This window comes from Salinimicrobium soli (assembly GCF_048323655.1).
GTDB lineage: Bacteria > Bacteroidota > Bacteroidia > Flavobacteriales > Flavobacteriaceae > Salinimicrobium > Salinimicrobium soli.
This window is the reverse complement of the sequence record NZ_JBLUWW010000002.1, coordinates 40,780-54,201: the sequence shown is the minus strand read 5'-3', so window position 1 is coordinate 54,201 and position 13,422 is coordinate 40,780. Positions and strand designations below refer to the sequence as shown.

Annotated in this window: 10 protein-coding genes; 2 read left to right on the top strand and 8 right to left on the bottom strand. The window is 44.3% G+C overall.

Annotated features, from left to right (window positions below; all coding sequences use genetic code 11):
* Positions 1 to 282 precede the first annotated feature (282 nt).
* Entirely contained in the window at positions 283 to 1,068 is a 786-nt protein-coding gene (locus ACNORC_RS05825) for a polysaccharide biosynthesis/export family protein (protein WP_418334685.1), read from the top strand.
* 3 nt (positions 1,069 to 1,071) lie between these two features.
* The gene (locus ACNORC_RS05820; RefSeq protein ID WP_418334684.1) at positions 1,072 to 3,465 is read left to right on the top strand and encodes a GumC family protein; all 2,394 of its coding nucleotides are present in this window, start codon (positions 1,072 to 1,074) and stop codon (positions 3,463 to 3,465) included.
* Between the two features lie 658 nt (positions 3,466 to 4,123).
* Here ACNORC_RS05820 and ACNORC_RS05815 read toward each other — a convergent pair.
* The 8 genes from ACNORC_RS05815 to ACNORC_RS05780 form a co-directional block, all read right to left on the bottom strand.
* Positions 4,124 to 4,894, bottom strand: coding sequence for a hypothetical protein (locus tag ACNORC_RS05815; protein WP_418334683.1), 771 nt, complete (start codon positions 4,892 to 4,894; stop codon positions 4,124 to 4,126).
* 509 nt (positions 4,895 to 5,403) lie between these two features.
* Positions 5,404 to 6,666, bottom strand: a complete 1,263-nt coding sequence (gene kynU / locus ACNORC_RS05810) for a kynureninase (RefSeq protein ID WP_418334682.1) — start codon at positions 6,664 to 6,666, stop codon at positions 5,404 to 5,406.
* 202 nt (positions 6,667 to 6,868) lie between these two features.
* Positions 6,869 to 7,225 carry a four helix bundle protein gene (locus ACNORC_RS05805; protein WP_418334681.1) on the bottom strand — a complete coding sequence of 119 codons (357 nt, stop codon included), beginning with the start codon at positions 7,223 to 7,225 and terminating at the stop codon, positions 6,869 to 6,871.
* A 208-nt stretch (positions 7,226 to 7,433) separates the two neighbouring features.
* Positions 7,434 to 8,081 (bottom strand): O-methyltransferase, encoded by a 648-nt coding sequence (locus ACNORC_RS05800; RefSeq protein ID WP_418334680.1) that lies wholly within the window; start codon positions 8,079 to 8,081, stop codon positions 7,434 to 7,436.
* Positions 8,082 to 8,563: 482 nt separating this feature from the next.
* The gene (locus ACNORC_RS05795; protein WP_418334679.1) at positions 8,564 to 8,848 is read right to left on the bottom strand and encodes a Sec-independent protein translocase subunit TatA/TatB; all 285 of its coding nucleotides are present in this window, start codon (positions 8,846 to 8,848) and stop codon (positions 8,564 to 8,566) included.
* Positions 8,849 to 9,008: 160 nt separating this feature from the next.
* Positions 9,009 to 11,327, bottom strand: coding sequence for a M1 family metallopeptidase (locus ACNORC_RS05790; protein WP_418334678.1), 2,319 nt, complete (start codon positions 11,325 to 11,327; stop codon positions 9,009 to 9,011).
* Between the two features lie 54 nt (positions 11,328 to 11,381).
* Complete coding sequence (locus ACNORC_RS05785; protein WP_418334677.1) at positions 11,382 to 11,882, bottom strand: DUF6702 family protein; 501 nt, start codon at positions 11,880 to 11,882, stop codon at positions 11,382 to 11,384.
* Positions 11,883 to 12,224: 342 nt separating this feature from the next.
* On the bottom strand, positions 12,225 to 13,034 hold the full coding sequence (locus tag ACNORC_RS05780) for a BamP family beta-assembly machinery protein (protein WP_418334676.1): 810 nt from the start codon (positions 13,032 to 13,034) through the stop codon (positions 12,225 to 12,227).
* Positions 13,035 to 13,422: the final 388 nt, after the last annotated feature.

The following is a 13,422-nucleotide window of genomic DNA, read 5'->3' as shown; positions in this document are numbered from 1 at the left end:
GGCTTTTGTGAGCGTAAAGCGAGCAAAAGGTGTATCGAGAACAGAGGCGGACCTCAAGTCCCGTCGTTCTCGATACAATCCTCTCGAACTGACGGTAGGCAGGCTCGAACTGACGGGTAACCTGTAACCTGCAACTTGGAACCTGGAACCTTGAATAAATAAGTCAGTGATTCTTAACTCTTTGTTCTATTCTCTTTTTCTCTTTTCGAACCCCACATTAACAACTTCATCATTGTTAAACAAATCTTAAACTATTATCTTCGCAACCTCATAAAATTAACCATGAACACCAGATTTTCCCTATCCCTGATCATCGGATCGTTTAGCTTGCTGCTAGCCGGCTCCTGTGTCTCAGGAAAAAAGATCACTTATTATCAGAATATGCAGGCTCTGGAACAGGAGGTTGCTGAATCAAAGAAGAGTCTGGAAATAAAGTCCAATGACCTGCTTACCATCAGCGTGGCGGCAGAGAACCTGGAAGCCGTGCAGCCGTTCAACCTGCCGGTAGTGGGAATGCCGAGTACTGGAGATGCTACCCGTGTTTCCGGCCAACCCCAATTACAAACTTACCTGGTAGACGGGGCTGGCAATATTGAATTTCCGGTCCTGGGTACCATCCACGTGGGAGGTCTTAACAGGCAGGAGCTTTCAGAAATGCTGGAAGAAAAGATCTCCGCTTACGTGCAGAACCCTATTGTTAACACGCGTATCGCCAATTTCCAGGTGACCGTTCTTGGGGAGGTGAACCGCCCCGGCACCTTCAGTATTCCTGACGAATATTTAAGTCTCAATAAGGCCCTGGGCTTTGCCGGAGACCTGACCATCTACGGAAAGCGAACAAACGTTCTGATCATAAGGGAAACTGAAAAAGGAAAGATCTATCAGTATGTTGACCTTACAGACAGCAATTTATTGAATTCCCCTTTCTATTACCTGCAGCAGAATGATGTAGTGTATGTAGAACCTAACGGAGCCCAGAAACAGGGCGCTGCCTATAACCGAAACTCCTCAGTATATATTTCAATAGCTTCAATATTAATCTCTTTGGCTATCCTGATAACAAAATAAACTATGTCCCAAAATAACCAACCCCCGGTCTACCGCCCCCAGGAAGAAGAGATCAATCTTCGGGAAGAACTGGAAAAGTATCTCATCCACTGGCCCTGGTTTTTAGCAGGTGTAATATTCTGCGTCCTTGGAGCTTTTCTCTACCTGCGCTATACCACTCCGGTCTATAATACCGCAGCCACTATTATTATCAAAGATGAAGAGAAAAAAGGAGCGGGAGCCGATCTTTCAGCCTTTGCTGACCTTGGCATGTTCAACGGATTGGGAACCAATTCCATTGAAAATGAGATAGGCATCCTTAAATCCCGCCGACTTTTGCACAATGTAGGTAAGCACCTGCAGCTACAAGTGCGGTATTTTGAAGATGGTACGGTTCGCACTACCGAATTATACAAGGAGCGCCCCTTCAATATCCAGGTGCTGGAATACCGTGAAGATCAGCTAAAAGACCTGAAACCTTTTGCAGTGGACATAATTGATTCCACCAGCTTCAGCATTAGCAACCCCGAAATAGAATACTCCAAAAAAGGAGCTTTTGGAACTCCGGTAGAACTTCCTTTCGGCGGAATCATCTTAACTCCAAACTTTGAGACGGGGCAGGACAAAATAGACAAGACCATATTGGTTTCCTTCGGAAGCCTCGAAGGAGCTGTAGAAAGTTACCGGAACAGATTGCAGGTCAACCTGACCGACAAGAACAGTACCCTCATTGAGCTCAGCCTGCAGGATCCTGTTCAGGAAAAAGCACAGGATATTTTGGACCGCCTGATCTATCAATACAACCGGGAAGCTATAGAAGATAAAAACCAGGTATCTTTAAATACCGCTGAGTTCATTGAAGACCGTTTGGCTATCATCTCTTCAGAACTGGATTCTGTGGAGACCGGCAAACAGGAATTCAAGACTGAGAACCGCCTTACTAATATCCAGGCCGAATCGCAGCTGTTCATTGAGAACGCGAGCGAATTCCGTAAAGAACAGCTTGAAGTGGAGACCCAGCTGGAACTGGCCAACTCGATGATCGAATACCTGAAGAATGATGAAAAGGACGGACTTTTACCGGCCAATCTCGGTTTTAACGAAGCCAGCCTGGTAAGCGCTATCCAGTCCTATAATCAGACGGTATTGGAACGCAACCGCATCCTTTCGGGTTCTACTGAGAAGAACCCTGTAATCGTCAATCTTAATAATCAGATATCACAGATCAAGGCTAACGTCATGCAGAGCCTTCTGAACCTCCGGAATTCCTTATTGATCTCGCAGAAAGACCTTTCGGCCAGAGAAGCGACCATCAATGCCCAGATCGCGGGGGTACCTTCCAAAGAAAAACAGTTCCGTGGTATTGAGAGACAACAGAACATTAAAGAAGCGCTTTACCTGTTCCTGCTTCAAAAAAGGGAAGAGACCAGTCTTTCCCTTGCAGCTACGGCTCCTAAAGCAAAGATCGTTGATGCCGCGTACAGCTCCAAAGAACCGGTCTCTCCGAAACCAAAGATCATTCTCTTGGCAGCTCTTATCCTCGGCCTTCTAATTCCGTTCCTGATCATCTATGTTCGAAACCTGCTGAACAATAAGGTACAGAGCCGTGGAGATATTGAAAAGATCACCAAGAGCATTCCTATTGTAGGAGAGATCCCAAAGATCGCCCGTAACCAGACCGACCTTATTGAGACCAACGACCGTTCTGTACTGGCAGAGTCCTTCAGGATCCTGCATACGAACCTGCAGTACCTGCTTGTGAATACAAGTAATAAATCCGGAGGAAATATCATCTTCATCACCTCGACCATCAAAGGAGAAGGCAAGACCTTTTCGGCCTTTAACCTTGCCATGACCCTGGCGAATGCAGAGAAAAAAGTACTTATCATTGGGGCTGACCTGCGAAATCCGCAGTTACAGCGTTACGAGGCGACTGCCAGAGACCAGCGAGGGGTAAGTGATTACCTCGTACAGAAGGACCTGCAGCTAAAAGATATCTTAATTTCTTCTAAGCTACACAAGAACCTTCACCTGTTACCATCGGGAAGTATCCCTCCTAACCCATCTGAGTTATGGAGACAGGAAAGAACCGCTGTCTTGTTCGCTGAACTGGAGAACCTCTACGACTATGTGATCGTGGATACCGCACCTGCAATGCTCGTATCAGACACATTCCTCATTAACAAATACGCTGACCTGACGCTTTACGTTGTCCGCGCAGGCTACACCGAAAAGAAACTCCTTAACTTTGGTATTGAAGCCAAAGAACAGGGTAAACTGCACGGCGTCGGCTACATCCTCAATGATGTGGAAGCCGCTCAGTTCGGCTACGGAAACAAATACGGGTATTACTATGCCTATGGCGAAGAACAGAATACCTTCTGGAATCGCTTAAAGAACCGTGCCGCTTTCTGGTAGAAGGTCTTTATTACCATAACTCAAACGCCTCCGGATATTTTCGGGGGCTTTTTTGTTTTGGTGATGATGTGACGGAGTGACGGAGTGATGCTGTGATGCTGTGATGCTGTGATGCTGTGATCTTGTAAAGGAGTTCTCGGTTGCTTTCTCACGGAAGCTTTAGGCAGGAGGGTCAGTACATTTACCTCTGTCAGGCTGAGCCGGCAGCAGCCGAAAAGTCGAAGCCGGTTGTCGGTTCTCAGTTGTCAGTTCTCGGTTGTCGGTTCTCTTCTCTCTTATCTCTTCTAAAAGCCTTTAGCCGTTAGCCCTTAGCCCTTAGCTGTTGGCTTTTTGCTGATAGCTGTTCACTTCGAGTGTTTGCACAAAATCGCCGTGAATTGAGTAGCCGTCACTTCGAGTGTTTGTCAAAACCGGCAGGTTTAGACAAAAGTATCGAGAAGTCGACGGAGTTCCATTCCCCTTGTTCTCGATACGCCCTCCGGGCTACTCCAACTGACGGGAACCCTGCAACCCATAACGTTGAATCTTAAACCCTGAACCTTGAGCTTGGAATTTTAAACTTTGATGAAACCTTGACCTCTGCCCACTGTCCTCTGCCCACTATTCACAAAAAAAACCCGGCCAAAAAACCGGGTCTATATTTTGATTCTCAGTAATACTACTGTCTATCCGAAGCAGTCACATCAGCACCGAGTCCGCTGAGTTCAGGTTGGTACTTCCAGAGCTCGGACTGTTTTCCATCGCTGATCTCTTTCCACTCCTTCATGAAATCATCCCAGCCCTTCTCTCCGTAGACCTGGTTGTAATTCTCCACGAATTTGGAATCTTCTCCCATCCAGCCCATTTCATCAAAGAAAAATACCATGGCCAAGTCTCGGCCGTCTTTAGTTGACGGTAATTCATTGGTATAGACACCATAGGTCATATCAGGATACTTTTCCTTCATCACTTTAGCTACTTTTTCCATAGCTTTCATCATCCGCTCATTTTCATAACGCTTAATATCATACATATCCACTAACAGGTTATCAACCTTGAAATCTTTAGCGAAGTTAGATAGTCCCGAATTGAACTTCCAATAGGTCTGATCTGAGTCGGCGGTCATATATTTTACCACATTATTGATCCAGTCGTCATCATGTGCCTTATCTGCAGGGCGATCATCAATGGCGCTCCACGGAATAGGTCCCATCGCCCAGATATACTTTCCTACATTCGGTCCGTTAGCGATGTAATAAACACGCACCCCATAAGGTTCGGTAGCGTGAAATTTCTTATTATGCGCGGCTAAGCCCTGTTCGAACTGCTGAACCTTGTCCGGTTGCGGGGTAAGAAGAGCATTTTCAAAAACAGCATATTGCTCATTGCTTTGGTCTTGAGCTATTACCATCATAGGGATCAGAAATAGCAAGTACATCAATTTTCTCATAACTTATTATTGGTTAGGGTTAATAATTCGCAATAACAAGGGGAGCAATTTTTGGAGGGAATGTTAATTTAGTGATAATTATTTGATTTTCATCCAGTTATTTAACTAAATGTTTATTTGAGTGATTTTTTTTATGCAGTGAGGTTGTGAGGAAGTGATGAAGTAATGATGTGATGAAGTGATGAAGTGATGCTGTAAAAGAAAAAGCTCTAAACTATTGGCTGTAGCTTTTAAACGTCATTGCGAGGGAGTCCCAATTTTCGGGACGACCGCGGCAATCTCTCAGCCCAGTAGTAGAGTCATGTCTGAACTAAGAATTAAAATTGTAACACATCCGGAGCAGATTGCTTCAGTCGTTCTTTCGAACTCCTTCGCAAAGACGGAAACCCGAGCTATATTCCGAGAAGATCTGCGCAAAACCTTTTGCGTTCCTTTGCGCTAGTCTTTGCGACCTTTGCGAGAAATAGTAGGGATTGTGGAGTAATAAGTATTGAGATCCAAATTTAAATTCAGGAAAAATACCCCTTCAACACCTGCCCAAACCTCCACATATCTACATAAGAACAATAAAACGCTGCCGGTGCTAACCGTATCACATTTGGCTCCCGCCAGTCGGTGATCACTCCGTTCTTCATCAGATAATGGAACAGCTCTTTTCCCTGCCCGTGTAGAAAAACAGAGAGCTGGGTACCGCGTTCCTTCGGAGTGATGATCTCGAAATCTCCTCCTACTTCCGAGGCTATCTCCTGCAGAATGAACTCCAGGTAAGCCACGATCTTATCCCTTTTTTGAATGAGTGCAGGCATACCAACTTCTTCGAACAGTTCCAAAGATGCAAGATATGGAGCTAAAGCCAGGATAGGCGCATTGCTCACCTGCCAGGCATTGGCATTGGGTTCGGGTTGGAATTCCGGTTCCATTAGGAAACGTCTTTCCTTGTTATGGCCCCACCAGCCCTCAAACCGCGGAATATCTTTTTGGTTGTGGTACTTCTCATTTATAAAACAACCGGAAGCGTTCCCGGGACCGGAATTCATGTACTTATAGCTGCACCAGGCTGCGAAATCCACATTCCACTCGTGGAGTTTCAACTCCACATTTCCGGCAGCATGGGCGAGGTCCCAGCCTACAAAAGCTCCGACTTCTTTTCCTGCTTTGGTGATGCTTTCCATATCCAGCACTTGCCCGTTATAATAATTCACTCCGCCCATTAACACTAAAGCGCACTCCTCTCCTACTTCTTTAATGGTCTGCAGAATATCTTCCAGTCTGAAATGATGTTCTCCCTCTCTTTTTTTCACCTCCACAATGACCTCCTCAGGAGATAGTCCGTGAAACCTCACCTGACTGGCGATCATATATTGATCACTCGGAAAAGCCTTTTCTTCCATAATGATCTTATACCTCTGTTTCGTGGGCCGGTAAAAGGAAACCATCAGTAAATGCAGATTGACCGTAAGGGTATTCATCACCGTAACTTCCGAAGGTTTCGCGCCCACGATAGGTGCAAGTTTTTCTGAAAACCGCTCGTGATAATCCCACCAGGCCTTCTCCGCCTGAAAATGTCCTTCCACCGCCAGCTCCGCCCAATCGGTCATCACCTCATCCACATATTTCTTTGCATTCTTAGGCTGTAATCCCAATGAATTCCCTGTAAAGTAGATCACATCTTTTCCATTCACTTTCGGAAAATGGAATTTGTACCTGTAGTTTTTGAGGGGATCATTCTGATCGAGTTGTTGGGCGTATGATAAGGTGTTTTGGAATTGCATGAATGGAATTTTTTCCAAAAGTAAGAAAGTAGGTTAAAAGAGCCATTTGCTTTTGGCTATTAGCTGTTGGCTTTCTTAAAAGAGCTATTGGCTGTTGGCTGTTAGCCATTAGCTTTACCTGACCTTTCAACCTACTTTAAGATCCCTCGTCTGATTGACAATAAAGAAGCCAATGGCCAAGACTAAAAGCTAAAGGCTTGTTTTACCTTCCTTTCAATTTTCCGTAAAGGCTATTGAGACCTCGCTGGATTCCGTGTAACTGGCTAACCTGTTCATCCAATTGATCCCTTGTAATATAACCTACCTCTTTACAAATAACCAGGAGTGTCTCCACCTCAAAAGCAGATCCTAAAGCTATTTCTATAAATCTGGCGAAATCATTTTCAGAGTGACGGGAGCATCCTTCAGCAATGTTTGATGGTATCGATGTACTTGCCCTTCGCAATTGACTGATTATTCCGAACTTTTCCTCATCTGGCAACTCCCGGGTAAATATATAAACAGATGCCGTGAAGGATATACCACCTTTCCACACGTCGTATTCTCTGAAATTTCTCATTCTTTGAATTATTGATTATCAAATCAATATAATCAAAAATCAATGGAGAAAAATTTCAGTGCCCAAGTGCTAAAAGCTTTAAATTAATATAAGATGTCAAAAAACCTTTTCTTGATTAGATCCCTTCATACGTTGGAATGACAACAAAAGCTAATGGCCAAGGGCTAACGGCTAACAGCTCAATACAAAGATAAATTAGAGGAAAAAGTTAATGCCATTTCCTCCTACTAATCGTAAGTCCGTCTCTGACAGGCAACATCACCGTTTCCAGTCGCTCATCTTCAGCTAAAAGCTTATTGTATTCCAGAAGAGCTTTAGTGGATTCATCGTCATCTTTTACCGGCTCCACCACTTTTCCGCTCCAAAGAACATTATCGGAAAGGATCACTCCTCCCGGATTCAGCTTGTCCATAATAAGTTGGAAGTATTCCGGGTAGTTGGGTTTATCGGCGTCGATAAAGACCAGATCAAAGGATTCTTTTAAAGAAGGAATGATCTCTGTGGCGTCACCAAGGTGTTGCTTGATCTGATGTCCGTAAGGAGAGGCCTCAAAATACCTTTTTTGAAGATCAAAGAGTTCTTCATTAATGTCTATGGTATGCAGAATTCCGTCGACTTTCATTCCCTCAGCCAGGCAGAGTGCGGAGTATCCTGTGTAAGTACCAATTTCAAGGATATTGGTTGGCTGTATCAGTTTGGACAGAAGACTGAGCAGCCTTCCCTGGTAATGCCCGCTGAGCATCCGCGGCTGCAGTACCTTTTGATTAGTTTCCCTGTTCAGTTTCTGAAGCAGTTCCGGTTCTTTAGCCGAATGTGCTACGACATAATCGTCGATCTCTTGAGGTAAAAAATGCATCCGAAGTATGAAATTAGAAGTTAGAAGTACGAAGGTATAAAAAAGCCTTTGGCTATTGGCCGTTAGCTATTAGCTCTTCAGCATATGAAATTATTCTCCGCCACCCTTTAGGGTTAGGGGCAAAGCGGAGAAGTTAGAAGTACGAAGGTAAAAAAAGCTTTTGGCTATTGGCCGTTAGCTATTAGCTCTTATTTCCTGGAAAATTTTTGCATCAGTTTTCACCTTTTAGGGTCGGGGTAAAAAAACTTATGCACTTATTAAGAAAAGCTTTTGGCTATTGGCCGTTAGCTATTAGCTAAAGCTTATGATAAATTAATCCTGTCTAAAAAAAATACTTTTTCGGCTCCCCTGCCTACCGGCAGGAAATAGTTTCACCTAGAAATTAGAATTTCTTCAGAGGGAGATTGCTTCAGTAGGCCTGGAGGCCTCCATCGCAAAGACGGGGAACCTGATCCTTGTTAATTGATAATTGGCAACTGTCTTTAAAACCTCCGTTTCACCGATCCCGTGATCTCCTCGATATCCTCCTTTACCTTGTCGATCTCTTTCATAACCCCATCCTGCAGACCTTTGGTGTCCATTCCGTGCTTATCAGCACTGCGCATCACCTCAGATTTGATATCGTTGGTGGCATTCTTAATGCTGCGCATTCCCTTTCCAAGACCTTTGGCGATCTCAGGGATCTTATCGGCACCAAAGACCATCACCAGAATAAAAATGATGAAACCGATCTCGGCACTGCTAATAAAAAGTGGAAGTGTTTGCATAGGCTGCAAATATACTCACAATATCAGTCATTAAAAAAACCGACTCGTTAAAGTCGGCTTTCTCAATTGTTATTTTTTTGGGAACCAAAACCTCCCCGCCCTTTGGGCACCCCTCCTTTTAAAGGAGGGGAAGTCCACCGCACGGTGGACAGGGGTGGTTTTAACCCTGGTTCTGAGCTTTGAACTCCTGGAACTTATCGATCTTCATTTCCTGTGGCCAGGAGTTGTTATCGGTGTTCACATCAGCAGTTTCTAAATCAGGATCTACTTGGATCTTCACGATCTCTTTATCTGAAGCTACCGCTCTTCTCACCTGGTCATCATTCTTTCTCCAGATCTGTGCCGGATAAGTGACTTTTTCAGTAGTACCGTCAGCATAAGTATATTCAACGATCAACGGCATTACCAGCCCTCCCGGTTTGTTAAAGATCACTTCATAGAAGTATTTGGGAGCTTTCATGTCTTTTCTCTGCTCAGGAGTAAAATTATCCATCAGGTATTCCTGAAGTTTCGGAGCATTCTCAACCGTAGATCTGCCTTTCATTCCTTCTTCCATTTCTTCGCTTCCTTCCTCTACAACATAAAGGAAGTTTTCAGAATCCGGATCCTGTATTCCGTAACGGGCAAGCAGATCTTTCCCTTCTTTGGTAGGCTTGTCTGTTACAAAATATTTTTTCACTCCCTCTACTCCTATATCCACATAGTCTGTAGTATAGAACCAGCCTCTCCAGAACCAATCAAGGTCAACAGCTGAAGCATCTTCCATAGTTCTGAAGAAATCTTCGGGGGTTGGATGTTTGAACTTCCAGCGCTGGGCGTAGGTTTTGAATGCATAGTCAAACAATTCTTTACCCATCACTGTTTCCCGAAGGATGTTCAATGCAGTAGCAGGTTTTCCGTAGGCATTATTACCAAGCTGGTAAACGTTCTCCGGATTGGACATGATTGGAGAAATATACTTCTGATCTCCTTTCATATAGTTCACGATCTGGGAAGGAGCTCCTCTTCGTGAAGGATATTTAGTGTTTGGCGCGATGGCTTCAGGATACTTTTCTCCAAATTCCTGCTCGGCAATGTACTGCATAAAGGTATCAAGACCTTCATCCATCCATCCCCACTGGCGCTCATCAGAATTCACGATCATTGGGAAAAAGTTGTGCCCCACCTCGTGAATGATCACACTGATCATTCCGTATTTTACACGGTCACTGTAGGTACCGTCCTCATCAGGTCTACCATAGTTCCAGCAGATCATTGGATATTCCATTCCCTGGTTTTTGGCATGAACAGAAATCGCTTTTGGATAAGGGTAGGCAAAAGTATGATCTGAATATGATTCCAGGGTATGTGCCACAGCTTTAGTGGAGTACTCTTCCCAAAGTGGATTTCCTTCTTTCGGATACATGGAAACAGCCATCACATCCTTACCTCCTACTTTTACAGCCATCATATCCCAGATGAACTTTCGGGAGGTAGCGAATGCAAAGTCACGAACGTTCTCAGCTTTCAGCTTCCATGTCTTTTTCTCAGTTGAAAAACCTTTTTCAGCAGCTTCAGCTTCTTCCTGGGTAACCACCATAACAGGTTTGTCATAGGTCTTTTTCGCTTTTTCATAGCGCTTATACTGCTCTTTGGTAAGCACCTCTTTTGGATTCTGAAGCACTCCCGTACCATCTAAAATGTGGTCAGCAGGCACAGTAATGCTCACTTCGTAGTTTCCGAAAGGAAGGGCGAACTCACCATTCCCCCAGAACTGGTAATTCTGCCAGCCTTCAACATCATTGTAAACTGCCATTCTTGGAAAGAATTGGGCAATCACATACGCCCTGTTGCCGTCTTTGGCAAATTCTTCATATCCTGAACGGCCGCGGTTAACCACGTGATCGTTGATGTTGTACCACCACTCGATATCAAAAGTGAAGCTCTCCCCGGCTTTTAATGGCTGCGGAAGGTCTACCCTCATCATTGTCTGGTTGATCACGGTATTAAGTGGTTTTCCATCAACAGTAACACTTGTTATATTGAATCCACCGTCGAAATCTTCTTCCATATACTCAGCCACAAAGCTTCCCGGTTGAGCTACCGGTGGAATTCCGTTACCATCTTTTAATTTAGCAACTGACTCTTTAGAACGAATGTTCTGGTCAAGCTGCACCCACAGGTATTCAAGATCTGAAGGGGAATTGTTATGATAGGTAATAGTCTCACGCCCGGTGATCTTTTTCTCACGGTCGTGTAACTCTATATTCATCTTATAATCGGCCTCATTCTGGTAGTAAGCCGGCCCCGGTGCACCACTGGCGGTGCGGTATTGATTAGGAGTTGAGAATTCCTGGTAAAGCTGTCTGAATTTGTTTTGGTTAAGGTGCCCCGCTTCTTTTACCTCTGTCTGCTGCTGACCGTTCTCAGTATCCTGAGCGAATAGGCCTGCAGAAAACAGAAATAAAAATGCAACGAGTGCAGATTTAAATGTTCTCATGTTTAAAGTTTAAGTTTAGGTTGCTAAAAATAATTTATTTCTGAAGTTTAACAATTATTCGCTGAAAATTAACGAGCCTTCCGGCTTGTCTCTGCTGAGCAGCAAGCTTTTTATATCGCCGTTATATTCAACTTTCACGACGTTTTTTTGCTCCGGAAAAATGTCGGAAAGAACTATGTTTTCAACCGAGATGCTGTTTGGCCTTTCCACCTTTTCAGCCTCCAGATACAGCACCAGCTGATCATTTTTGTATTCTTTACCTATGTAGTTGAGCTCGCGTTGTTTTCCATTAACGGAAACAAGAAGTTTGCTCAAAAAATATTTTTCTATGTAAGATTCAGCCTGCGGATGTTCTTCGCCTTTCACTAAAAAAAGCTCTTTGCTGTAACGTTCCTGAAGCAGTTGTTCCATGTCATCAATAAAGACGTGAGAGATCACCTCAACAGATTTGGTTTTTTCATTGTACACCACATCGGTCTGGCTAACGTAGAATTTATGAACGGCAAAAGACAACAGGGGCAAAAAGGCAATAAAAAGCAAAAAATATTTTTTCATAAACAGGTTCTCATTCTTTTTATCCGGGTAAAGATTCGGAAATCAACACTCTACAATCAAAGAGCGTTCCAAGATAGACCTTTGGGCGATCCACACCTGCTTAGACTTTGAAAATTAAGAAAGGTTTAATATGCTAACTGAATTTCTTTTTGGCCTCTTACGACATCAAGAGAACAATGTCAGGCTGAGCCGGCGCAGCCGAAGAGTCGAAGCCCTTAAGGTAATCCTCACATCATACCACCGTCTTTGCGAGCGACAGCGAAGCAATCTTATGAACGGAAACGGTAATCAAATATTTGTCAGGCTGAGCCGGCGAAGCCGAAATGTCGAAGCCTTTTATTGTTATGCCTCTCTGAACAACTCACTCTTCTCAAGCAGGTATTCGAGCAGGTCCATTTCTTTTTCCTTTTTAAGCAGGTTCCTGGGGAAGCCACTTTCCTCACAGAAGTCGAAGAAGTTACTAATATCCTTTTTTTCGATCTTCAGTACCTCAGCAAAAAAGGCATCGCCATATTTCTCCCGAACGATCTTTTCCAGTTCGATCCTTCCTATATAAGGCTCAGGTGCAGGCTTGTTTTTGCGCGGAGGCACGATCAACTCGATTAATCCACCAATAATAGCCAGCGGATTCGCTCCGTTCTGCAAACCGGCACTACTGCTCTCTACGGCAGCATTCCGGGGAGCGGACTGTACGTCATCTGAAGGATGCCAGTCAGGGTACATTTTACTAATGTCTGCAGCAGAAAAAGATGGAAGTTTGAGTTCTACCACCTTAATATTCTTGAGATCTGCAGTAATATTTCCTGAAAGATCGTGTTCCCTCACTACCACCTCGGGCAATTCATTTATACCTTCAAGGATCTCCACGTGCAGGGTTTGATCTTTGATAGCTTTTTCATCAACTACCACCAGGACTCCCTGGAATTGAAGTGCTGAAAAATAAAGAGAATCTCCCTTAGCTACCGCGATCTCGTATTCCCCGTGCTGATTGGTAACAGAACCACGATTAGAATTCTTGTTGAAGATGGTTATACCTTCGGCCTCAGAACCGGCCGGTACTTTGACAGTTCCGCTGATCTCGATGCGGCCAATATTTTGACCTGCAGAAATCCCAAAAACCATCACAAAAAGTAAAAAGAACAGTTGCTTCATCTGTTAAAGAACGAAAAAATATTCGGAAAGAGAAAATCGCATAAAAATATTGTCAGGCTGAGCCGGCGCAGCCGAAAAGCCGAAGCCCTTGGCGAACTCCTCACTTTATGCCAACGTCTTTGCGAGCGACAGCGAAGCAATCTCATGAAGGAAACGATAATCAAAAATCACGAAAACCATTGTCAGGCTGAGCCGGCGTTAGCCGAAAAGTCGAAGCCCTTTTCTTGCTCCCGTCATTGCGAGCGACAGCGAAGCAATCTCATGAAGAAAACGATAATCAAAAATCACGAAAACCATTGTCAGGTTGAGCCGGCGAAGCCGAATAGTCGATGCCACTTGTAAACTCCTCATTCATACCACCGTCATTGCGAGCGATAGCGAAGCAATC

What these genes read in the sequence shown, in the direction of transcription:
- ACNORC_RS05825 (WP_418334685.1), top strand. Translation starts at nt 283, where the DNA reads ATGAACACCAGATTTTCCCTATCCCTGATCATCGGATCGTTTAGCTTG.
- ACNORC_RS05820 (WP_418334684.1), top strand. Translation starts at nt 1,072, where the DNA reads ATGTCCCAAAATAACCAACCCCCGGTCTACCGCCCCCAGGAAGAAGAG.
- ACNORC_RS05815 (WP_418334683.1), bottom strand. Translation starts at nt 4,894, where the DNA reads ATGAGAAAATTGATGTACTTGCTATTTCTGATCCCTATGATGGTAATA.
- kynU (WP_418334682.1), bottom strand. Translation starts at nt 6,666, where the DNA reads ATGCAATTCCAAAACACCTTATCATACGCCCAACAACTCGATCAGAAT.
- ACNORC_RS05805 (WP_418334681.1), bottom strand. Translation starts at nt 7,225, where the DNA reads ATGAGAAATTTCAGAGAATACGACGTGTGGAAAGGTGGTATATCCTTC.
- ACNORC_RS05800 (WP_418334680.1), bottom strand. Translation starts at nt 8,081, where the DNA reads ATGCATTTTTTACCTCAAGAGATCGACGATTATGTCGTAGCACATTCG.
- ACNORC_RS05795 (WP_418334679.1), bottom strand. Translation starts at nt 8,848, where the DNA reads ATGCAAACACTTCCACTTTTTATTAGCAGTGCCGAGATCGGTTTCATC.
- ACNORC_RS05790 (WP_418334678.1), bottom strand. Translation starts at nt 11,327, where the DNA reads ATGAGAACATTTAAATCTGCACTCGTTGCATTTTTATTTCTGTTTTCT.
- ACNORC_RS05785 (WP_418334677.1), bottom strand. Translation starts at nt 11,882, where the DNA reads ATGAAAAAATATTTTTTGCTTTTTATTGCCTTTTTGCCCCTGTTGTCT.
- ACNORC_RS05780 (WP_418334676.1), bottom strand. Translation starts at nt 13,034, where the DNA reads ATGAAGCAACTGTTCTTTTTACTTTTTGTGATGGTTTTTGGGATTTCT.